Origin of the sequence: Flavobacterium saliperosum (assembly GCF_900100625.1) — a bacterium.
Taxonomy (GTDB): Bacteria; Bacteroidota; Bacteroidia; order Flavobacteriales; family Flavobacteriaceae; genus Flavobacterium; species Flavobacterium saliperosum.
Map to the genome: position 1 here is coordinate 92696 of NZ_FMTY01000008.1, position 22338 is coordinate 115033.

Annotated in this window: 25 protein-coding genes; 19 read left to right on the top strand and 6 right to left on the bottom strand. The window is 41.6% G+C overall.

Annotated elements, in window-relative coordinates; all coding sequences use genetic code 11:
• Window positions 1–33: 33 nt before the first annotated feature.
• Complete coding sequence (yiaA, locus tag BLQ05_RS12595) at window positions 34–498, top strand: inner membrane protein YiaA (RefSeq protein ID WP_023577406.1); 465 nt, start codon at window positions 34–36, stop codon at window positions 496–498.
• A 66-nt stretch (window positions 499–564) separates the two neighbouring features.
• Here yiaA and gdhA read toward each other — a convergent pair whose 3' ends face one another.
• The 5 genes from gdhA to hemH all read right to left on the bottom strand — a co-directional run bounded on the left by gdhA (window position 565) and on the right by hemH (window position 5818).
• A complete protein-coding gene (gdhA, locus tag BLQ05_RS12600; protein WP_023577405.1) occupies window positions 565–1908 on the bottom strand; it encodes an NADP-specific glutamate dehydrogenase in 1344 nt (447 codons plus the stop codon).
• 72 nt (window positions 1909–1980) lie between these two features.
• Window positions 1981–2763 (bottom strand): enoyl-CoA hydratase/isomerase family protein, encoded by a 783-nt coding sequence (locus BLQ05_RS12605; RefSeq protein ID WP_023577404.1) that lies wholly within the window; start codon window positions 2761–2763, stop codon window positions 1981–1983.
• A gap of 3 nt (window positions 2764–2766) precedes the next feature.
• Window positions 2767–4182 carry an ATP-binding protein gene (locus BLQ05_RS12610; RefSeq protein ID WP_035654928.1) on the bottom strand — a complete coding sequence of 472 codons (1416 nt, stop codon included), beginning with the start codon at window positions 4180–4182 and terminating at the stop codon, window positions 2767–2769.
• A gap of 59 nt (window positions 4183–4241) precedes the next feature.
• Entirely contained in the window at window positions 4242–4799 is a 558-nt protein-coding gene (locus BLQ05_RS12615) for a CopD family protein (protein WP_023577402.1), read from the bottom strand.
• A 2-nt stretch (window positions 4800–4801) separates the two neighbouring features.
• Complete coding sequence (gene hemH, locus BLQ05_RS12620) at window positions 4802–5818, bottom strand: ferrochelatase (RefSeq protein ID WP_023577401.1); 1017 nt, start codon at window positions 5816–5818, stop codon at window positions 4802–4804.
• Between the two features lie 322 nt (window positions 5819–6140).
• On the opposite strand from hemH, the gene BLQ05_RS12625 reads away from it, so the two are divergent.
• The 6 genes from BLQ05_RS12625 to BLQ05_RS12650 all read left to right on the top strand — a co-directional run bounded on the left by BLQ05_RS12625 (window position 6141) and on the right by BLQ05_RS12650 (window position 11331).
• On the top strand, window positions 6141–6914 hold the full coding sequence (locus tag BLQ05_RS12625) for a hypothetical protein (RefSeq protein ID WP_023577400.1): 774 nt from the start codon (window positions 6141–6143) through the stop codon (window positions 6912–6914).
• A gap of 13 nt (window positions 6915–6927) precedes the next feature.
• Window positions 6928–7695 (top strand): hypothetical protein, encoded by a 768-nt coding sequence (locus tag BLQ05_RS12630; protein ID WP_023577399.1) that lies wholly within the window; start codon window positions 6928–6930, stop codon window positions 7693–7695.
• Between the two features lie 7 nt (window positions 7696–7702).
• A complete protein-coding gene (locus BLQ05_RS12635; protein WP_023577398.1) occupies window positions 7703–8524 on the top strand; it encodes a hypothetical protein in 822 nt (273 codons plus the stop codon).
• A 462-nt stretch (window positions 8525–8986) separates the two neighbouring features.
• On the top strand, window positions 8987–9736 hold the full coding sequence (locus tag BLQ05_RS12640) for a hypothetical protein (RefSeq protein WP_023577397.1): 750 nt from the start codon (window positions 8987–8989) through the stop codon (window positions 9734–9736).
• A 5-nt stretch (window positions 9737–9741) separates the two neighbouring features.
• Window positions 9742–10500 carry a hypothetical protein gene (locus BLQ05_RS12645; RefSeq protein WP_023577396.1) on the top strand — a complete coding sequence of 253 codons (759 nt, stop codon included), beginning with the start codon at window positions 9742–9744 and terminating at the stop codon, window positions 10498–10500.
• Between the two features lie 12 nt (window positions 10501–10512).
• Window positions 10513–11331: a hypothetical protein gene (locus BLQ05_RS12650; protein ID WP_023577395.1), complete on the top strand. Its 819-nt coding sequence runs from the start codon at window positions 10513–10515 to the stop codon at window positions 11329–11331.
• Window positions 11332–11364: 33 nt separating this feature from the next.
• Here BLQ05_RS12650 and BLQ05_RS12655 read toward each other — a convergent pair whose 3' ends face one another.
• The gene (locus BLQ05_RS12655) at window positions 11365–12231 is read right to left on the bottom strand and encodes a helix-turn-helix domain-containing protein (RefSeq protein ID WP_023577394.1); all 867 of its coding nucleotides are present in this window, start codon (window positions 12229–12231) and stop codon (window positions 11365–11367) included.
• 231 nt (window positions 12232–12462) lie between these two features.
• Here BLQ05_RS12655 and hemA point away from each other — a divergent pair, with 231 nt between their 5' ends.
• The 12 genes from hemA to BLQ05_RS12715 all read left to right on the top strand — a co-directional run bounded on the left by hemA (window position 12463) and on the right by BLQ05_RS12715 (window position 22238).
• Entirely contained in the window at window positions 12463–13722 is a 1260-nt protein-coding gene (gene hemA / locus BLQ05_RS12660) for a glutamyl-tRNA reductase (protein WP_023577393.1), read from the top strand.
• Window positions 13715–14638 (top strand): hydroxymethylbilane synthase, encoded by a 924-nt coding sequence (gene hemC / locus BLQ05_RS12665; protein WP_035654924.1) that lies wholly within the window; start codon window positions 13715–13717, stop codon window positions 14636–14638. Before hemA ends, hemC begins: the two co-directional genes overlap by 8 nt.
• Window positions 14638–15306: a uroporphyrinogen-III synthase gene (locus tag BLQ05_RS12670; RefSeq protein WP_035654922.1), complete on the top strand. Its 669-nt coding sequence runs from the start codon at window positions 14638–14640 to the stop codon at window positions 15304–15306. The genes hemC and BLQ05_RS12670 overlap by 1 nt, the downstream gene beginning before the upstream one ends.
• Window positions 15307–15354: 48 nt before the next feature.
• On the top strand, window positions 15355–16380 hold the full coding sequence (gene hemE / locus BLQ05_RS12675; RefSeq protein ID WP_023577390.1) for a uroporphyrinogen decarboxylase: 1026 nt from the start codon (window positions 15355–15357) through the stop codon (window positions 16378–16380).
• 77 nt (window positions 16381–16457) lie between these two features.
• A complete protein-coding gene (gene hemF / locus BLQ05_RS12680) occupies window positions 16458–17360 on the top strand; it encodes an oxygen-dependent coproporphyrinogen oxidase (protein ID WP_023577389.1) in 903 nt (300 codons plus the stop codon).
• 11 nt (window positions 17361–17371) lie between these two features.
• Window positions 17372–18367, top strand: a complete 996-nt coding sequence (gene hemB, locus BLQ05_RS12685) for a porphobilinogen synthase (RefSeq protein WP_023577388.1) — start codon at window positions 17372–17374, stop codon at window positions 18365–18367.
• 1 nt (window position 18368) lies between these two features.
• The gene (locus BLQ05_RS12690) at window positions 18369–18755 is read left to right on the top strand and encodes a c-type cytochrome (protein ID WP_023577387.1); all 387 of its coding nucleotides are present in this window, start codon (window positions 18369–18371) and stop codon (window positions 18753–18755) included.
• Window positions 18756–18864: 109 nt separating this feature from the next.
• Window positions 18865–19344: a hypothetical protein gene (locus BLQ05_RS12695; RefSeq protein WP_035654920.1), complete on the top strand. Its 480-nt coding sequence runs from the start codon at window positions 18865–18867 to the stop codon at window positions 19342–19344.
• Window positions 19334–19534: a helix-turn-helix transcriptional regulator gene (locus tag BLQ05_RS12700; RefSeq protein WP_023577386.1), complete on the top strand. Its 201-nt coding sequence runs from the start codon at window positions 19334–19336 to the stop codon at window positions 19532–19534. Before BLQ05_RS12695 ends, BLQ05_RS12700 begins: the two co-directional genes overlap by 11 nt.
• A 17-nt stretch (window positions 19535–19551) precedes the next feature.
• Window positions 19552–20022 (top strand): methylated-DNA--[protein]-cysteine S-methyltransferase, encoded by a 471-nt coding sequence (locus BLQ05_RS12705; RefSeq protein ID WP_023577385.1) that lies wholly within the window; start codon window positions 19552–19554, stop codon window positions 20020–20022.
• Window positions 20023–20304: 282 nt separating this feature from the next.
• Window positions 20305–21462, top strand: a complete 1158-nt coding sequence (locus BLQ05_RS12710) for a serine hydrolase domain-containing protein (protein WP_023577383.1) — start codon at window positions 20305–20307, stop codon at window positions 21460–21462.
• 62 nt (window positions 21463–21524) lie between these two features.
• Window positions 21525–22238, top strand: a complete 714-nt coding sequence (locus tag BLQ05_RS12715) for a 3'-5' exonuclease (protein WP_023577382.1) — start codon at window positions 21525–21527, stop codon at window positions 22236–22238.
• The last annotated feature ends 100 nt before the right edge of the window (window positions 22239–22338 follow it).

Here is a 22338-nt window from a genome sequence, read left to right on the forward strand (position 1 = left end):
GACTGAATTTCGCTGTATCAAAAACAAACAATCATGGAAAATTTAAAAACATCAGAAGAAAGAGAAAGCAGTGTAAAACAAAATCAGGAAGCGGCGATTTCCATTTTAAAACCCAGTAATGCCTTTGTGGGAGCCTCGTGGATGGTTTTCATTATTGGCGTAGTGTCGTATTGTGTGGGCTTGTCCAATGCCGAAATGCAGCTGAACGAGAAAGGGTATTATTTCACCTTATTGTTGTTCGGCCTTTTTGCGGTAATCTCTGTTCAGAAAAATGTACGCGATAAAATGGAGGGCATCCCCGTATCCGACATCTATTACGGACTGAGTTGGTTTTCCACCTTAGCCTCGTTAACCCTTCTCGTAATAGGATTATGGAACGCCGATTTGGAGTTGAGCGAAAAAGGGTTCTTCGGAATGTCCTATCTGGTGGGTTTGTTTGCTGCTATCACGGTGCAAAAAAACACTCGCGATTTAAAAGTTTCCGAAAGCAGTAACTAACACTATAATGGCAAATTAAAAAGCGGCTATCGATTTGAAGCCGCTTTTTTTATTTTATTCTTACCGTTAGACCACACCTTGGGCCAACATAGCATCGGCAACTTTCACGAAACCGGCAATATTAGCTCCTTTCACGTAATCGATATGTCCGCTGGCATCGGCGCCGTATTTTACACACGAATCGTGAATGGCCAACATGATGGCCTTTAAGCGTTCGTCGACTTCTTCAGACGTCCAACTCAAACGCAACGAGTTTTGTGACATTTCCAATCCCGAAGTGGCCACGCCTCCCGCATTCGAAGCTTTTCCCGGCGCAAAAAGAATTTTAGCCTTATGGAATACCTCCACCGCTTCTGGAGTACACGGCATGTTTGCGCCTTCAGCCACACAGAAACAACCGTTCGAAACCATCACCTCAGCATCGTTTCCATCCAGCTCATTTTGCGTCGCACATGGCAAGGCAATATCGCATTTCACACTCCATGGTTTTTCTCCGGCGATGTATTTCGCATTGGGATATTTGGTTAGATACTCACTGATTCGGCCGTAATTTTCATTCTTGATTTCCATTACGAAAGCGAGTTTTTCGGCATCGATACCGTCCGCATCATGAATATACCCCCCCGAATCGGATAACGTAACGACTTTTCCGCCCAATTGGGTTGCTTTTTCAGCGGCATACTGCGCCACATTCCCCGAACCGGAAATCACGACCGTCTTTCCCGAAAAACTTTCGCCACGGGTTTGCAGCATGCTTTGCGCGAAATACACATCTCCATAGCCGGTGGCTTCCGGACGAATCAGGGAACCCCCAAAAGCGACGCCTTTACCGGTTAGCACTCCGGTGAACTCGTTTCGGATTTTTTTATACTGGCCGAACAAAAACCCGACTTCTCTTCCGCCCACACCGATATCGCCGGCGGGAACATCTGTGTCGCCCCCGATATGTCGTGCCAGTTCGGTCATAAATACCTGGCAGAAGCGCATGATTTCATTATCGGATTTTCCTTTTGGATCAAAATCGGAACCTCCTTTTCCGCCACCCATCGGCAACGTCGTCAAACTGTTTTTGAAAGTTTGCTCGAAAGCTAAAAATTTCAGAATGCTCAGATTCACCGAGGGATGAAAACGAAGTCCTCCTTTATAGGGTCCGATGGCAGAATTCATTTGGATGCGGTAGCCACGATTCACCTGTATCTTTCCGGCATCGTCTACCCACGTTACGCGGAACATCACCACGCGTTCGGCTTCCACCATCCGTTCCAAAAGCATTTTATTCTGATACTTTTTATTTTCTTCAATGAACGGAATTACCGTTTCCGCCACTTCTCTAACCGCTTGTAAAAATTCGGGTTCGTTAGGGTTTTTTTGAGCAACCGCTTCAATAAAGGCATTGATTGTTTCTGACATAAACTTAAATTTGATTTAGTGTGTTGTTTATTAAAAGTACGAAAAAAGCGAACCAAATTGGCTCGCTTTATATTATTTTCCGGGAAAATCCGCTTTTCTTTTTTCTAAAAATGCGGTGGTTCCTTCTTTAAAATCTTCCGTTCCGAAACAGTCTCCGAACGCTTTAATTTCCACGTCGAAACCGTCAACCCCATCTTTGAAATTCGCATTAACCGCCTGAATCGCTTTGGCAATAGCCACACTCGAATTTTTAGTGATTTTAGCCGCTATTTCTTTTGTGAAATCCAACAATTCCGCCTGCGCTACCACATGATTTACCAATCCGTAGTTCAAAGCGGTTTGCGCATCTACCATTCCGGCCGTCATAATCATTTCCATCGCACGTCCTTTCCCTACCAATTGTGGTAAACGCTGAGTACCACCGTAACCCGGAATTACACCTAAAGTTACTTCCGGTAAACCCATTTTGGCATTATCGGAAGCAATTCTGAAATGAGCTGACATGGCCAATTCCAATCCGCCGCCCAAGGCAAATCCGTTTACGGCTGCAATGACCGGTTTTTTCAGATTTTCGACAAAATCAAACAACATTTCCTGACCTTTTGCCGCTAAATCAGCTCCTTTTTCAACAGAGAAATTTGCGAATTCCGAAATATCGGCACCAGCCACAAAAGCTTTTTCACCGCTTCCGGTAATCACAATAACTTTTACAGCCGGGTCATTTTCCAGACCTCCGAAACCGTGGTGCAGTTCTTCAATAGTCGCCTTATTTAAGGCGTTTAACTTTGTGGGACGGTTGATTGTGATTACCGCAATCCCGTTTTCCTTTTCAATTAAAATGTTTTCGTAGTTCATATTTTAAGTGTTTATGATGGGTAAGGTGACCGTAAATTCGGTACCCACCCCTAATTCGCTTTCAAATGTTATGGAACCGTGGTAACTTTCCACGATATTTTTTATGATTCCCAATCCCAATCCCATTCCACTTGTTTTGGTGGTGAATTTAGGTTCGAAAATACGATTTTTATTTTCAATACTAATACCCTTTCCGTTGTCTTTCACTACAATTTTAGCGTTGGTGCCTTCGCGGAAAACATTCACAAACACCATTGGATTTTGCTCTTCTTCGGGTATGGCCTGAATGGCGTTCTTTACCAGATTGGTGATAATCCGTATCAATTGTGTCCGGTCAATTTTAGTGACAATTTCCTCTTCCGGAGCTAAAAAATGAATGTAATGTTCGTTAAAAATATCCAGCGCCAATTGCACCACATACACGATGTTCAAGGTTTCATTTTGTTGTGCCGGAAGCGACGCAAAGTTAGAAAACGCCGAGGCTACCGAACTCATCGTGTCAATCTGTTGGATGAGTGTTTTCGAATAATCGTCCATTTTCTGTTTGATATTCGGATCGTTCGGATCGAACTTTCGTTGAAAACTCTGCACCGTCAATCGCATGGGCGTTAACGGGTTTTTGATTTCATGCGCCACCTGTTTTGCCATCTCGCGCCACGCCTCTTCCCTTTCGCTTTGGGCCAGTAACACCGCGCTTTCCTCCAGCTTATCCACCATGCCGTTATAAGCATCCACCAACGATTTTATTTCATGACTCGAGGCTTCCAGCTGAATTTTTTCGTTCTTCTTATTCAATTGCGTTTCGCTGATCTTATCACTGATGGTTTGCAATGATTTCGTAATGTAACTCGAAAGGAAATAGGCGATTACAAAAGAAATGAGGAGCATGAACAAATACACCTGTCCGAAGCGCATCAGGAAATTGCGCAGTTCATTTTGGTAAAAACTGGTTTCCTCCACATACGGGAGGTTTAAAATTCCGAGAGGCTTAAATTTCGTGTCTTTGAGATAACTGTACGACGAGCGGTATTTTTGTCCGTTTATCATTTGCAGATCCACAAAACGTTTGCTGGTGGAAGACTGAATGATCTTAAGGATAATCGGAGGAATCGGTTGGGCCACTTTATCAACGGAAAAAGCGCCTTTGGAAGAAATGAGCAAATTCCCTTTTAAATCGTGAATGTTAATTTCAAGACTGTGGATGTTGGCCAATTCATAAATCTTGTCTTTAAAAATCAGCGGAAGATTTTCGGTGGACAGGGGATAGGTCGTTGTGGAAAGAATGTAATTGATGTGCTCGGTAATCGCATCTTCTTTGCGTTCCAGCCGGTCCTGATGGTAATCGCGGGCTTCTTTTTTGAACTGATAAATGGAAACCGCAGCAATTAGGACTGACGCAATTAAGGTAAGCAGTATCATCGAAAGAAAAATTCGTAATCGAAGGGATAACTGCGTTATTTTAATTGGTCCTGCCATTCTTAGGTTTGATTTTTTTCTCTTACTTTTTTATAGAATTTATACCCTAACATCAGTATAAAGGAAAAAAGGAATATTCCGATTACGCCATAAATCCAATTGAAAGCATCCTTTAAAATTACCAGAAAAACAACCGCAAACAAAATCAACGTAGCGCCTTCATTCCACAAACGGAAAAACCCGGAAGAATGTTTCACTTCGTCTCGCTGTAACTGCCTGAAAATCTGATGACACTTTAAGTGGTATAAATATAGTAAGAAAACAAATCCCAATTTCACATGCATCCAGGGCATTTTGAGCCAGGAAGCGCCTAAAGTAGTACCAAACAACATCCAAAACGCGAAAATACTCGCTAACACGGCGGAAGGCCAGGTAATAATGTACCACAAACGGTAGGACATCAATTGGTATTGTTTCACCAGAATATCCTGCTCGGGTTGTGGCTTTACTTTGGCTTCGGCGTGATACACGAACAATCGGACTATATAAAAAAGCCCTGCAAACCAAGTGATTACAAAGATGAGATGCAGGGATTTTATGTAGTTATAGTATTCGTCCATGATTAGTTTTTAGCCCAATCGGTTATCCATTTGGCGATAGTGTCCATCCAGTTCTCATCATCATTCAGACACGGAATCGCCAAGAAATTCTCGCCGCCGTGTTCCTTAAACTGATGGTTGGCCTCCATGGCGATTTCCTCGAGGGTTTCCAAACAATCGGCCACAAATGCCGGAGTTACCACAGCCAGGTTTTTAATCCCTTTTTCGGGCATTTTGTTGATCTCCACATCAGTATACGGTTCCAGCCATTTGTCGCCCGCCAATCGGGATTGGAACGTCTGACTGTATTTCTCTTTCGGCAGACCTAATAGTGCCACCACCTGTCGTGTCGTTTCATAACACTGGTGACGGTAACAGAATTCGTGCGCCGGTGAAGGTGTGTTGCAACAGGATCCGTCAATTTTACAATGCGATTTGGTTACATCGGTCTTGCGGATATGACGCTCCGGAATCCCGTGATAGGAAAACAACAGGTGATCGTATGCAAATCCTTCGAGATGTTTTTTGATGGAATCGGCCAGATTTTGGATATAGTCCTTTTTATTATAGAAAGCCGGCACAATGGTAAAGGTCATTTGCGGGAAATGCTTTTTGCGCAGTTCTTCCGCCAATACTAATATGGTAGTGGTGGAAGCCATCGCGTGTTGCGGATACAAAGGAAACAACATGACTTCCGTCACCCCTTTATCAGCCAGTTCCTGCAATCCGGACAGCATACTCGGATTTCCGTATCGCATGGCCAAGGCTACCGGAACATCCACCCGTTCCTGTACTTTTTTATGTGCTTTCTTAGAGATCACAACTAAAGGAGATCCTTCCGGCGTCCATATTCTTTTATAAGCATTCGAAGAACTTTCAGGGCGTTTTCTTAAAATGATTCCTCGAACCAAAAGGGCACGCAGCAAATAAGGAACGTCTATTACGTATTTATCCATTAAAAATTCATCCAAATAAGGCTTAACGTCTTTTGGCTCCGGACTTTCAGGCGAACCAAGATTTACCAGTAATACTCCTTTCATTTTTGATTTTTTTCAAAGGTAGTATTTATTCCTGATTTTTAAAACTTACACATTTGTGGTTTTTTAAGACTTTTTTTGAACAATTATTTAAAATAATTAACTTATATTTAAGAATTTCATTTTTTTTTAATTAAAAAAAATTTATTTGTTATTTTTTAATTAAATTAGGCTGATTACAAATCTTGAAAAGCACAATAAACTCAAAACCAAAAACTTATAAAAAATAAAAAAATAAAAATTTAACATTTTTCTACGCAACCGTTATAAAGATTACGCATCTAAGGAGGAGTTAATCATTAAATAACAAAAACATAACCAAAAAATGATACTACTTGACATTATGAAGAAACTTTACATTATGCCCCTTATCATACTGCTAAACTTTTCCCTTCATGCTCAGGTTTCCGGGGTTGGAATAGAAACATCCAATCCGCAGCAAAAATTACACATTGCTTCCCCTACCGGAACAATCCGTGTTGATGGTCTTAATTCGACAAACAACGTCTATAATGGCGGGGAAGCGGATCAAACTTATCCTGTCTATGTAGATTTCAATGGGGACTTGACCCTTAAAACTTCCGCATATCAAAACAGTGACGGAGGTGATGCTTTTTCGACTGGCGCCATTAATGGAACCGTATCCATAATCCCTATTGTTCAGACGGACGATGGTTATGAGACCGTAGAAATCAACTCCTATACTTTTACTGTTTCCCGAAATACCATTTTGGAAGTGAAATACTCCATTAGTATTGAAGTCTTTCAAGATAATCTTTTTACCATCATTAAGGATCCCTATGCGAGAAACATTACTAATTTTTTTACCATAGACACTCCCACTTTATTGCCAACAACGCGACGCTATGCGCCAAGTTCGAAATGTTATTTTAACAGAAACGATGCGGCGACCAATCCGGCAGCTTTGCCTGATGCCGCAACCGGTTTCATTTATAACAGCGGTACCAGTTATTTAATGTTAACCCCTGGAACCCACACACTTCGATTCTATGGCACGGTGTGTTCAGGCACCAATAACCGCGCAACCTTCGTTAGATTTGCGGGTGGTCCTGACTCGATATTCTTACGTTTGTATTAAAAACCATCACACTATGAAAAAAAATATCACATATATATTGTTTTTGTTCAGTTGTTTGTCTTATTCTCAGGTTGGAATCGGAACAAGTAGTCCTCAACAAGATTTACATGTAGCAGGGACAACTTCCACAATACGTATTGAAAGTTTAAACAGTGTTAACCAACCTGCTTTGAACGACGGTGTTAAACTGGCACCGGTATACGCAAAACCTAATGGCGATTTAACACTGAACCCACCGGGTTTTACAACCGGTGGAGGCGCAGGAACCAACGAACCGCTGAACTTCCTGATAAGTATCCCAAACTTCATTCCTAACGGGCCCTATGGAGACGGAACGGTTGTGGCCAATCCGGTTGGTGTAACGAATGCGACGCAACAGATTGTTTCAGTACCTTTTAACAGTCCGCAAAATTCTTTAATTGAAGTGCGATATGCCATGACGATTGACCTTTCCGACCAGTTTTTACCTGCTCCGGCAGCCTCAACGTTTAATGACATATCCGCAAGAACCGTTCGTTGTTATTTTTATATTGACTTAAACAATGATGGTTTAGACCCCGTTGAGCTTTCAAAAGTATATGGACTTCATGGAGAAGCTTACACCTCCTTTTCTCAAGGGTCTGTAGGTTATGCCTTTATTCATGGTGTAGGTTATGGAAACATCCCTGCCGGCACCCACTCTTTGGTGTTTTTTGGAGAAACTTCAGATGGCAATAACCGGGATACCTATGTAGGTTTTGGAGGATCATCAGATTATTTAAAAATCCGTATTTACAATTAATATAGCTATGAAAAATACTTTCACCATATCATCACTTGTTTTTACGTTGTTTTCTTTTGCCCAAGTGGGTATTAACAACAGTAACCCTCAGGAAAAATTACACATCTCAGGATCAAATTCTACAATTAGAATTGAAGGATTAAATGCTGCCAATAACGCTTTAAATTTAGGCCCCAATGAAAACACCCGTGTTTATGCCAATGGCAACGGGGATTTGGTGTTGAGCAGTGTCCCTACGAATATAGCCATATTGTTTAATCCTGCGAATTATTTGGCCGACCCTTTGGATACTGGGGGTGCCGATTCAAATCAAGTCAATCAAACCGGAGTGGGCTCAGGTTATTCTCAAGCCGGATGGCCAAGACAAACTGGTCCTGGACTGTCTACTTTTACCCTGACCAGACCGGCCATTGTTGAAATAAACTACGCCATTTCCTATGAAATTAACAAGGCTGGCATCCCAATTGATGATTATCATGCCCGAACTGCTCAATTTTATTGCTATTTAAGACAAAACGGGCCGGCCGGAGCAATCGTTTCCACGGATTATGACGGTAACCCGATTGATTTTGGTGGCAACGTAGGGGCTATGGGCTACAGTGGTAATTTTTACACCAACGGAAATAGCGCAGGTGCCGGTGGTGGGGAAGGGTACGACAAAAAATTCTATGCAACCGGTCATGATTACGTAAAATTAGGCCCTGGCACGTATTGTCCCATGTTCTCTGGAATTTTATTTGTTGCCAATACCGGAGGTACCGGTGCCGTAAAAATGCAAATGGGTGGAGGCGATGATGAAGTCTTGATTATTGCCCATTATTACAATTAGAAAAAATAAATCACAATATAAGAAAGCAACCTAACGGTTGCTTTTTTTTATGGCATGATCCCAGAATTGCATGATTTTATAACAAAAACCTGTTTTTACATAAAATACTGCCGAAACATGCAAATCTTAAAATATTCATATTTTTATGTTATAAAAAAGTGCCGCTAAAAAAGTTTTCCCCACAATATTTTTTTGAAATTTGCCTAACTCCCTTTAACGATAAGGCCTGGAAAAGATTATCACCAAAACAGCCTTAAAATAACAAAAACAACCAATAAAGTTATTTTTGTTATCTTTTCAATAAAAATCCAATATTATTATTATATTTATACAACAACAATGATATTGTTATTGTTTTTACATTTTTTTAATATTTATTTAATACATAACGCAACCACATGAGTTAATTTGCATCTTATAAAAACAAAAGCCCTCAATTACTAACCCAAATACCCAAAGAGCATGAGAAATTCCTACTTAGTATCAGCATTGCTCCTTTGTAATTTCTTAACCGCACAAATAAGTGCCGTTGGAATAGGAACAACCAATCCTCAACAAAAACTTCACTTAGACAATAGTGTTGGTACACTCCGTGTTGAAAGCCTTGACAAGGACAACAACGAATATAACGGAGGTAACGCTGTACCAGCAGGAACATTCCCTTTGTATGTTGACAGTGATGGGGTGTTAAGCCTAAAACTGGAAACGCTTTACAATAGTGACGGTAGTGATGCCATAGACCATTTAAACATCCCAACATCGTCAATAACACTTCCAATTACGGATGCGGATGGTAAAGTGGAAGCTACATTTAAAAGCTACACCGTAACAGTGTCTAGACCAAGTATCTTAGAAGTCAAATATAGCGTAAGTTTTGAGGTGTATCAATTCGCAAGTCCTTTAACCAAAACAAGAGACGCTGCCGCAAGAAGAATAACCACTTTTTACTCCTTAAACGGAGGCGCCAGAAGATACGGTCAAACCTCTAGATGCTACATGAATAACAACATTAATAATCCTGCCCCCCATTTAGCCGGAGAAGTTCTTGCTGCGGCAGGTCCTGCATACAACTCTACCACAACATATATACAAATTCCCGCAGGAACCCATACTTTAGATTTTAAAGCAGAAGTATCTACCAATTTGCCTTCTCTCGCAACCCACGTGAAATTAGCAATAGATACTGATTCAATATTCATGAGACTATACTAAATGCTATGAAAAAACTATTACTCACCCTAATCTTTCCTTCAATGCTATGCGCACAAGTTGGAATAGGAACTACAAACCCGCTATCGGATTTACATATAGCAGGAGATACTTCCACAATTAGAATAGAAAGCTTAAATGCAGTAAACGACCCCGCAAACAACGATGGCATAAAACCTTCGCCCGCCTACGTAACAGCACTTGGAGACGTTACCCTAGATCCGAATATAGGAAATGGCATTGGAACAGGCGGAAACCTATCTCCTATAAATTTTTTGATGACCATTCCGAATTTTATTCCAGACGGAGCAACAAATAAAGGTTCAATCATCAACAACACAACGCTTGAAACGAATAAAACCGGTTTGTTTTCTATAGTCCCATTCACATCACCCCAAGCGGCATTAATTGAGGTAAAATACAGCGTTACAACAATTCTGTCAAGTACTGATTTGAATACGGTTATGACTCCATTTAATGACATTTCAACAAGAGCTATTAAATATTATTTCAGCATTGACTTAAACAATGATGGTCTGGATGCAGTTGAGTCATCAAAAAAATATGGATTAAATGGACAATTTTACTCCTCGCACAGTCAAGGTATATTAGGATATTCGTTTACAAACGGACACGGGTATACAAACATACCGCCAGGAAACCACTCACTTCACTTTTTTGCAGAAATAGTTGATGGCGAAACTAAGTTTACAAGCGTTGGTATTGGCGGATATTCGGACACGTTAAAAATTAGAATTTACAATTAAAAATTTGGCCCCATGAAAAGATACCTATACCTCACAATTTTGTTAATCCCAATTCTGTCCTCCGGTCAAGTTGGAATCAACACAACGTCTCCTCAACAAGGTGTGCATGTTGGCGGGTCATCATCAACCGTCAGAGTTGAAGGCTTAAGCTACCCCAACAATCCGAACAATTTAGGCCCAGGAAATACTTCAAGGGTTTTTGTGGATGCTAATGGTGATTTGATATTGGGCACTGCTCAAGCCAATATTGCCATACTTTTTGATTCAGAAAACTACTTAGACGACACTAGTAATCCCAGTGTAAATCAGATAACGCAACACGGCTATGGTGACGGATTTACATATGCCGGCATCCCAAGAGACATACCAAACTCCACATTTACCTTAACCGAGCCTGCTATTGTAGAGATAAATTATTCGGTATCATGGTTAATTGAGAAAAACGGAACCAACAGGGTTGGGGATGGAAACGCAAGAGCCATACAAACATTGATGTATTTTAGACAAGGAGACTATCTTGGACCGGTAGTCACCCATGACTTGGATGGAAATCTCATCGGAGGATCTTTTGAAGTGAGTGCCGGATCCTCTCTTTTAGGAGGTGGCTTAGGCATATCGGGACAATATTACAACAACAAGCATACCTTAAAAGGCGAGTATGAGAATTTCCATAATTCGGGTACTGATTACGTAAAATTACCCCCAGGCACCTATTGCCCGATGTTTTCCGCTCAACTAGCGGTTTCGGACGCCAGTGCAGCGGGAGCAATGAAAATGTACGTAGGCACCGGAAAAGATGAAGTTCAAATAATCGCTCATTATTACAACTAAATAAAAAAACCACCTTACGGTGGTTTTTTTTTATCAAACACTCTTTTCGAGCAAATATTTCTTCGGAGTGGTCCCGTATTTTTTCTTAAATGCCGCAATAAAATGACTCGCCGTACTGTATCCTATTTTTAATCCGGCTTCATTCACATTATAAGAACCGGAATCCAAAAGGCGGCGTGCGTATTCCATTTTGTAATCAAACAAAAAGCCATATACGGTATCGCCATAAATTTGTTTGAACCCCATTTTTAATTTTTTCAGATTCAATCCCACCTGATCAGCCAACTCCTGTAATCCAGGTGGTTCTGCCATATTATTGATTATAATTTGCTTTGCCTTTTTAAGTTTCAGAACATTTTCCTCGTCAATTAGAAACGGACACTGTTCGGCGTTAGGGTCTTCATTCCGATTAAAAAACAAACTCAGCAATTCATAACCTTTTCCTTTATAGTACATGTTTTTTATAGACGGATTCAGCGAATAATGAAACATCTGATTCAGAACAATAGCCATGGACGGACTGATATTTTCCTCTCCGTAATATTTCTTATCCCGATTCTCATCGCTCAAAAACGGAATGTGCTCCGCCTGCTCAGTAAACAATCCATGGAATTTCTTTATGGAAACCAAAACCGAAATTACCCAGGACTTGGGCGCAATTTCCATCTGTAATGGCAATTCCTTTTGCGGATTATACAGCAAAAGCGATTTCTCTTCCTTCAATTCCAACGCATAATTTCCCTGATTGAAAATAAATTTCGCATTGCCTTTCAGTCCAAAATGAAACTGTATAAGTCCCATATTCACAGGACGTTCGAAACGAACAACTTCCTCAGAATCATTCTGAAAACGAAGCAATATGAAATCTTCTTCAATTTTTATCTCTTCCATAGAACCCATAGCGGTATTTTTTCGTAAGTATCTCTGAAAAAGGTTTGCTAATTTATTTAGAATCACTCTAAATAAAACCGTTCAGAAAGCTTGATTTATATACAAATTTAAAGAAATAACGCTAAAGAAACATTTAAAGGACAAAAAAATCTCTTAGCGACACAAAAAGTCCTTCCAGCGTTATTTTAATAAACTGGTTAATAATACATTTGTTTAACTTTTAGTAAAAAGTGAAAAAGCATGGAAAATAATATACCGTCAAAGCCTGCTTCATTCTATGTTGTTGGATTGAGCTATAAGAAAGCAGACGCCGAGATCAGAGGGAAATTTAGCCTGGACAACGAAGCTAAAGAGAACTTACTACTGCAAGCCAAAAAAGAAGGAATCGAAAGTTTAATCGTTACCTCAACGTGCAACAGAACCGAAATTTACGGCTTTGCACAACATCCTTTTCAGTTAATCAAACTGATGTGTGAAAACAGTCAGGGTACCATTGAAGAATTTCAGAAAGTGGCCTATGTATACAAAAACACGGAAGCCATTGGTCATATGTTCCGCGTTGGAACCGGTTTGGACAGTCAGATTTTAGGCGATTTTGAAATCATCAGTCAGATAAAAACCAGTTTTGTAGCCAGCAAAAGCCACGGCTTAACCAATAATTATCTGGAGCGTTTGTGTAATGCCGTAATTCAGGCCAGCAAACGCATTAAAAACGAAACCGAAATTTCATCGGGTGCCACTTCGGTTTCCTTTGCGGCGGTTCGTTACATTTTCAATAATGTGGAAGACATTTCCAATAAAAATATCTTATTGTTCGGTACCGGTAAAATCGGAAGAAACACTTGTGAAAATCTGGTAAAGCACACCAAACACGAACAAATTACCCTAATCAACAGAACCAAAGACAAAGCCGAGAAACTGGCCCGTAAACTGGATTTACTCGTAAAAGATTATGCCGATTTACAATTGGAAATTCAAAAAGCAGATGTATTGGTAGTAGCCACAGGCGCACAAAACCCAACCATCGACAAAGCGATTCTGAATTTAAAAAAACCTTTGCTGATTCTGGATTTATCGATTCCGAAAAACGTAAACGAAAACGTTCAGGAGTTGGATAACGTTACCCTGATTCATATGGATCATTTATCGCAAATGACCGATGAAACACTGGAAAATCGTAAAAAACACATTCCTGCTGCCGAAGCCATCATTGAAGAAATCAAAGACGAGTTCATCAGCTGGACCAAGGCCCGTAAATTCGCCCCAACGATTCACGCCTTAAAAGAAAAACTGAATTCCATTAAAACCAACGAGCTGAATTTCCAACGCAAGAAAATCAATAATTTTGACGAAGAGCAGGCGGAAATCATCAGCAACCGTATCATTCAGAAAATCACAAACCATTTTGCCAATCATCTGAAAGACGACAACACCATGGTCGATGAAAGTATCGAGTGGATTGAGAAAATCTTTCAGATAGAAACTGTTAAAAATGACTAAAACCATACGCATTGGAACCCGCGACAGCGAATTGGCCTTATGGCAGGCGCATACCGTTGAACATCAATTGCAACAACTCGGGTATTCCACCAAAATCATTGCCGTAAAATCCACCGGTGACATAATTCTTGACAAACCGTTATACGAATTAGGCATCACCGGCATCTTTACCAAAACCTTAGATGTCGCCATGATTTCCGGTAAAATCGACATTGCGGTGCACTCCATGAAAGATGTCCCTACCGCGTTACCGAAAGGCATCGTGCAGGCCGCCGTTCTGGAAAGAGCGAACGTCTTGGATATTCTCGTACACAAAGGCAATCTGGATTTTCTGGAAGGAAACGGAACCATCGCTACCGGAAGCTTACGCCGTCAGGCACAATGGCTGAACAAATATCCCAATCACAACGTAGTGGATTTGCGCGGCAACGTAAACACCCGCATGCAGAAATTACAGGAAAGTGACTGGAATGGAGCCGTTTTTGCCGCAGCCGGTTTGGAACGCATCAACCTGAAACCTGAAATGTTTATCGATTTAGACTGGATGATTCCCGCTCCAGCACAAGGCGCCATGATGGTGGTGGCCATGGAAAATGATGAATTCGCATTGGACGCTTTAGCCCAACTGAACCACATCGAAACCGAAGTTTGCACGTATATCGAACGCCAGTTTTTACGAACGTTGGAAGGTGGTTGTACTGCCCCGATTGGCGCTATTGCAAAATACAATGAAATTGACGACACGCTTCATTTTCAAGGTGTTTTATTTTCGTTGGACGGAAGTCAGAAATTCGAAATCAACAAAGTCGTGGATATTTCAGAATGGAAGAAATTAGGCTATACGTCCGCTCAGGAAATCTTAACCAATGGCGGTTCGGAACTGATGGCCGACATTAAACTGAAACTGAAAAAATAATGAGTGAGGCCATTCGCATACTGTCCACCAAAAAACTATTGCCCAATCAGAAGCAATTTCTGCTCAATGCCGAATTTTCAGTGATTGAAGCGGATTTCATTGAAACCAAAAGCACCGATTTCGAAGTGAAAAATGTGAATGAAACCTTGATTTTCACAAGTCAAAACGGAGTTCAAAGCGTTTTACAACATCCGAAATGTGAGGAACTGAAATCGAAAAAAGTGTTTTGTGTCGGATTAAAAACAAAAGCCTTACTCGAAGAAAACGGATTTAAAGTGGAAGCCCACACGGGTTACGCTGCCGATTTAGCCGAAATTATAACACTGGTATATCCGAATGAAAGCTATACGTTTTTCAGCGGGAATTTGCGTCGGGACACCTTACCGGAAGCCTTGACCGAAGCCGGAATCACCTTCAATGAAATCGAAGTTTATCAGACGCTTTTAACACCACAGAAAATCGACACCAAAGTCGACGGCATCTTATTTTTCAGTCCGTCCGGCGTGGAAAGTTATCTGAAAAAAAATAAAATTACTTCCGAAATTGCCTTCTGTATAGGGGAAACCACCGCAGAAGCCGCAAGTCAATTCGGAATCAAAAATATCGTAATCGCCAATCAACCCACCATTGAGAACACGATTATCCAATGCATCAACGAATTTAAATAAAACTTTGCAACTCCGGCACTTTGTCGCTTTGCAACTATAAAAGAAACTATGATTAAGAACGACCTATTTCTAAGAGCTTTAAAAGGAGAAACTGTAGAACGTCCACCCGTTTGGATGATGCGTCAGGCAGGAAGATATTTACCGGAATTCCGTGCATTACGTGACAAATACGATTTTTTCACCCGTTGTGAAACTCCGGAACTGGCAGCCGAAATTACGGTGCAACCCATCCGTATCGTAAAACCGGATGCTGCTATTTTATTTTCCGATATTTTAGTGGTTCCCAGAGCGATGGGAATCCACGTGGAGCTGAAAGACAATTTAGGTCCGATTATCCCGAATCCAATCCGTACGATGGAACAAGTCAATCAGGTTTTCATTCCGAATATTGAAGAAACCTTAGGTTACGTGATGGATGCCATCAAACTGACCAAAGAAATGTTGAACGACGAAGTGCCATTGATTGGTTTCGCGGGTTCACCATGGACCATCTTCTGCTATGCGGTGGAAGGAAAAGGGTCGAAAAGTTTTGATACGGCAAAAGGTTTCTGTTTTTCGAATCCGGTAGCGGCGCATACTTTATTGCAAAAAATTACCGATACGACTATTTTATATTTAAAGGAAAAAGTAAAAGCGGGTTGTAACGCGATTCAGATTTTTGATTCTTGGGGTGGCATGTTGTCTCCAGCCGATTATCAGGAATTCTCGTGGAAATACATCAACCAAATCGTGGAAGCGTTGGCCGAAGAAACCGAAGTGATTGTTTTCGGAAAAGGCTGTTGGTTTGCACTTAACGATATGGCGAAATCGAAAGCTTCTGCTTTAGGGGTAGATTGGACGTGTTCGCCAAGAAACGCACGATATTTAACCGGCGGAAACATCACCTTACAAGGAAATTTCGATCCGTCAAGATTACTTTCTCCAATTCCAACCATCAAAAAAATGGTACACGAAATGATAGACGAATTCGGAAAAGACAAATACATCGTAAATTTAGGTCACGGTATTTTACCGAATATTCCGGTGGATCATGCGAAGGCTTTTGTGGAGGCCGTGAAAGAATATCAAAAATAGTTGCTTAGCAACTGAGTCGCTGAGTAGCTAAGTAAAAACTCAGGCACTCAGAAACTCAGGCACTCAGAAACTCAAAAATGAAAGAACAATTCTATAAATACATACAAACCCTCCAGGACCAAATCTGCAAAGGTTTGGAAGACGTTGATGGTCAAGCTAAATTCCGTCAGGACTTATGGGAACGACCGGAAGGCGGCGGCGGAAGAACGCGCGTAATCGAAAACGGAAACGTTTTTGAAAAAGGTGGCGTAAACATTTCAGCCGTTCATGGTGCATTACCTGTAGCGATGCAAACCTACTTCAACGTGGGAGAAGTCGACTTTTTCGCTTGCGGACTGAGTTTGGTCATCCATCCAAAAAACCCGATGGTACCCACTGTTCACGCGAACTGGCGCTATTTCGAAATGTATGACAAAGAAGGCAGCGTGATTAACAGTTGGTTTGGCGGCGGACAGGATTTAACACCCTATTACCTGTTTGAAGAAGATGCCAAACATTTTCATCAGACCTGTAAAACGGCTTGCGACAAACACCATCCGGAATTCTATCCGAAGTTTAAAAAACAATGCGACGAGTATTTCTGGAACGCACACCGTGACGAAGCGCGAGGCATTGGCGGATTGTTTTTCGACCATTGCAAAGCCACCGAAGACATGTCGATGGAAAACTGGTTTGATTTCGTAACGGAAGTCGGCAACAGTTTCCTTGAGGCGTATGTTCCGATTGTGGAAAAAAGAAAAAATTTACCCTATTCCGAAGCCAACAGAACGTGGCAGGAAATCCGTCGCGGGCGGTATGTGGAATTTAATTTAGTCCACGATAAAGGTACGTTATTCGGCTTAAAAACCAACGGAAGAATCGAATCGATTTTGATGAGCTTACCACCACATGTGCAGTGGGTGTACGACCACCATCCGGAAACGGGTAGCGAGGAAGAAAAGTTAATAAAAGCATTAGCCAGTCCAATCGATTGGATTTAAAAATAAAAGTTATGTTCCCATTACACAGAGGTAGAAGATTACGCGTAAACGAAAGCATCCGTTCGTTAGTCCGCGAAACCAGTTTAAGTCCGGCCGACTTTATGTTCCCGATGTTCATCGCGGAAGGCGAAAACGTAAAAGTGGAGATTCCTTCCATGCCGGGTATTTACCGTCGTTCCATCGACTTGACCGTGGAAGAAGTGAAAGAATTGTTCGCTTTGGGCATTCGTGCCGTAAACATTTATGTGAAAGTCAACGACGATTTAAAAGACAATACCGGAAAAGAGGCCTGGAACCCGAACGGACTGATGCAACAGGCCATCAAAGCCATCAAGGCTGCTTGTCCGGAAATGATTGTGATGCCGGATGTGGCGTTGGATCCGTATTCGATGTACGGTCACGACGGAATCATCAAAAACGGTGATGTTGCCAATGACGAAACCGTTGATGCCTTAGTAAAAATGGCTGTTTCTCATGCACAAGCGGGAGCCGATTTCGTAGCGCCAAGCGACATGATGGACGGACGCGTGCTGCGTTTGCGTGAAGGTTTGGACGCGGCCGGTTTCCATAATGTGGGGATTATGAGTTATTCGGCGAAATATGCTTCAGCGTTTTACGGACCGTTCCGTGATGCGTTGGACAGTGCGCCGAAAGAAGCCGACATTGTAGTACCGAAAGACAAAAAAACCTATCAGATGGATTATGCCAACCGCATCGAAGCCATTCGGGAAGCGCTAATGGACGTGGAAGAAGGTGCCGACATGGTTATGGTAAAACCGGGAATCGCCTATCTGGACATTGTTCGCGAAGTGAAAAACGCGGTGAATGTTCCGGTAACGGTATTCCACGTATCGGGAGAATATGCAATGATTAAAGCGGCTTCCGAAAGAGGCTGGCTGGATCACGACAAGATCATGATGGAACAGTTAATGTGCATCAAACGTGCAGGCGCGAGTTTGATTTCGACGTATTTCGCAAAAGAAGCAGCCATTTTATTGAACAAATAATATGAAAAAAAACGCATTGCTTTTAATCTTGCTGATTGCTTTTGTTTCCTGTAAAAAAGAAACGACAGAAGCGTTCGGAAAAAACGATTCGGAAATAGTGGAAACCGTAAAACCGAATGATTTGGGTGAACAAATTTTCAACGGCAAAGGCATGTGCTATTCCTGCCACAAACCCAATCAGAAAGTGATCGGGCCAAGTGTCGCCGAAATTGCAAAAATCTATAAGGAAAAAGGCGCCAGTATTACCGATTTCCTAACCGAAAAAAGCAAACCGATAGTCGATCCGTCCCAATACAGTGTGATGAAAACCAACTTCGCGATTACCAAAAACCTTCCTAAAGAAGAATTGGCAGCGCTGGAAAGTTACATGCTGAGTTTCGCCAAATAAAAGTACTTGTCCTCTACGGAGGACATTTTTGTTTGACAAAATGTAAAGTTTATTTGTCTTTTTGGAAATTATGTTTTACATTTGGTGCAATCATTAAAAATCAATCATCATGAAAACGAACTTTTTATTTCCGAATGCCTTTAAAAAACCAAGTCTGCTACTGTTGGCACTTTCCTGTATCGGACTGGTTTTTGTATTAAACTTTAACGACGATGAAGCGGTGAAAATACAAGCCAATGTGTTTGCTTTAATGAACGATGAAGGTTTTAAAGGACCGTTCTACTTCCGGTGGATCACGAACAATATTTTAGACGAAATTGCAATGACCCTTTTTATCGTAAGCGGCCTTATCTTTGCCTTTTCCAAAGAGAAAATGGAAGACGAAATGGTTGCCAAAATCCGATTGGAAAGCCTGGTTTGGGCGACATATGTGAACTATGCCGTATTGCTGTTCTGCATTCTTTTCATTTACGGCCTTCCCTTTCTGAACGTCATGATGTACAACATGTTTACCCTTTTGTTGTTTTTCATCGTGCGTTTTCACTGGATGCTTTACAAAAACAATATAATTTCCGACGATGAAGAATAATGTGAAAGTACAGCGTGCGATAGCCAACATCACCCAAGCCGAACTGGCAGAAAAAATCGGGGTGAGCCGTCAAACCATCAACGCGATTGAAGCCGGAAAATACGTGCCTTCCACGGTATTGGCTCTGAAAATTGCCAAGCTGTTTGAAAAGTCGGTTAACGAGATATTTGAATTGGAAGCGACCGACTAATTTGCTATCTTTATCAGATGCAAACTGTCTTCATCAATACTCCGCTGGGCACTGCCAAAATTAAGGGCGACGAAAATGGTGTTTCGGTAATTTCGATTCTTCAGGAAGGCGAAATCTCGAAAACCATTCCGTTGGAACTGAAAGACGCCGTAAAACAACTTCAGGAATATTTTGATGGAAAACGAACCCATTTTACGTTTGCCCTCAACCCGAAAGGCACCGATTTCCAACAGAAAGTCTGGAAAGCCTTACTGGAAATTCCGTACGGTAAAACCACTTCCTATTTGGAGCTAACCAAAAAACTGGGCGATGTGAAAGCCATTCGTGCCGTAGCTTCTGCCAATGGCAAAAACCCGTTGTGGATTGTGGTTCCCTGTCATCGCGTGATTGGTTCCGATGGATCGCTTACCGGATATGCCGGGGGATTGTGGCGTAAGAAATGGCTGTTAGAACATGAACACCCGTCTGCGCAACAAAGTCTTTTTTAAATTTCCAAGAATGCTATGGCTTCCTTTTTATCCCTGATGGGAGTGAAAATCCTAGCGTTGGGAGATTGTCGCGCAAGCTCGCAATGACAGATTACTTCACAAAGCATCTATTTGCAGTGGTGTTCAGTGAATTTCATTTGCAACGTCCCGATAGCTATCGGGAAGCAGGAAAATGGCCCGCAAAAAACCCCAAACCTCCCGATAGCTATCGGGACGCTCCAAAAAAATCAAAAACATATCCTGATTTTACTTAAATTCGTAACATACGGAAAACCCAAAACCATGAACTTTCTGAAAAAATTCCTCAAATGGTTTGTCATCACGTTGGCAGCCATCATCATCTTAATGTACATTTTTGATGTGGATTACCTGCTTCGGGCGGTGCGTACCATTTATTTCCGAGGCTATACAACCGCATTTTTAAACGATTATACCCATTTCCCCAATCGTGAAATCAAGAAAGGCGTTGCGCAACCTTGGGCCTTAGCCAAAGATTACAATTCGGTACCCGCTACCCAGGAACTGAACAAAACCCATAAAGAACTGCAAACCGTAGCCTACCTCATCATTAAAAACGACAGCATCTGGCACGAAAGCTATTTTGACGGCTACGGAAAAGATTCGAAATCCAATTCGTTTTCGATGGCGAAAAGTGTGATTTCGGCGGCGTTGGGCAAAGCGATTATGGAAGGGAAAATCAAAAGTTTAGACCAGAAAGTGACCGATTTTTTCCCGGAACTAAAAGGCCAATATGCAAAGGAAGTAACCGTGGGCGATTTATCATCAATGGCGTCCGGATTGAGCTGGGACGAGAAATACTATAGTCCGCTTTCCATTGTAACGCGCGCTTATTTTGACAACGATTTAAAGAAAGTAATCTTAGGATTGGACATCAAGGAAAAACCGGGGCAAACCTTCAAATACCTGAGCGGCTCCACGCAATTGTTGGCGATGTGTATCGAAAAAGCCACCGGGGAATATGTTTCGGATTATGTTTCCAAAAACTTCTGGCAACCGATGGGCGCCGAAAACGAAGCGCTTTGGCAACTCGACCATAATGATGACGGCATTGAAAAAGCCTATTGCTGTATTGCGAGCAATGCCAGGGATTTTGCCCGCTTCGGAAAACTGTACAACCAAGGCGGAAAATGGAACGGCCAACAGCTTTTGGACAGTACGTTTGTCGCCAAATCGATTACACCAAGATTTCCTGACAGTCCGCAATACGGTTATGGATTCTGGTTACATAACATCAACGGCAAACAATTGTTTTACATGCGCGGGCATTTGGGACAATTCGTCATCGTGATTCCGAAAGACAATGTGATTATCGTACGCTTAGGACATATCAAAGGATTGCAAACCGAAACCGACCCACACAGCAACGATTTGTATGTTTATGTAAATGAAGCGTATAAAATGTTGGAGAAACGAAAATAATTCTTTTATTTGTAGTAATTTTCATCTATAAGCCAAATATCACTAATACAAACCATTCAAAAATGATTGAGAAAATTAACCTGGAACACATTCTGTTTTTAGACATCGAAACGGTTCCCGAAGAAGAAAATTTTAGCGTTTTAGACGAAACCAAACAAGCGCTTTTCGACCAGAAAACAAAATACCAACGCAAGGACGACTTTACTCCCGAAGCCTTTTACGAACGTGCGGGCATTTGGGCCGAATTCGGGAAAATCATCTGTATTTCCGTCGGGTATTTTACCTTTAAAGGTGATATTCGTCATTTTCGGGTGACTTCTTTTTTCGGGGATGAAGTGAAAATCCTGAAAGAGTTCAGCAACTTATTGAACAACCATTTCAGTCAGCCACAACACATTCTGTGCGGACACAACACTAAGGAATTCGACTTTCCGTTCATTGCACGACGCATGATTATCCACCAGATTGCAATACCGATGAAGCTGAATCTGTTCGGCAAAAAACCTTGGGAAGTCCCGCATCTCGACACTATGGAATTGTGGAAATTCGGCGATTACAAAACCTTTACGTCGTTGAAGTTGTTAACTAACGTACTCGGGATTCCATCCCCAAAAGACGATATCGACGGCAGTGAAGTGGCCCATACTTATTATGTGGAGAAAGACATCGACCGCATTATTAACTATTGTGAAAAAGACGTGATTGCGGTGGCGCAGGTGCTGTTACGCTTGCGAAGAGAGGATTTGTTGATTGAGGAAGAAGTTATTCATATTTAGGAGCTTGATCCCGCTATCCACTGTATCTTTTTTGCTGTCATGTTCGGTGAATTATCGGTACAGCAAAAAAGGATGCCGTTCCACACGAGCGAAGCGAACT